Source organism: Streptomyces sp. A01 (assembly GCF_059026195.1).
The window spans coordinates 1-260 of the sequence record NZ_JBWLKN010000151.1 but is presented as its reverse complement, the minus strand read 5'-3'; the positions used below and the strand labels follow the sequence as shown (position 1 = coordinate 260).

1 protein-coding gene is annotated in these 260 nt (G+C 66.5%); it reads right to left on the bottom strand.

Annotated elements, in window-relative coordinates; genetic code table 11:
- On the bottom strand, window positions 1-260 hold a 260-nt coding region (locus AC5P1B_RS35960), incomplete at both ends, for a hypothetical protein (RefSeq protein ID WP_493892240.1).

Sequence of the window (260 nt, the reverse complement as noted above, 5' to 3'; positions counted from 1 at the left end):
GAACAAGGGCTGCCAGGTGACGGGCAGGCCGTGGGTGTGGGCCTGGGCGAGGGAGGTCAGGAAGCGGTGGGGGCCGTTTTCGTGGCGGCGCAGGGTGCCGATGGTGAGGGGTTCGATGGCTGTTGCTGTGGTGTTTGTACCGGCGACGCTGGTGTCCGTGGTGGTGGTGGTGGTGGTGTCGAGGGTGTCGAGGGTGTCGTGGATGGTGTGGGTGAGGATGGGGTGGGGGCTGGTTTCGATGAAGGTGTGGTGGCCTTCGG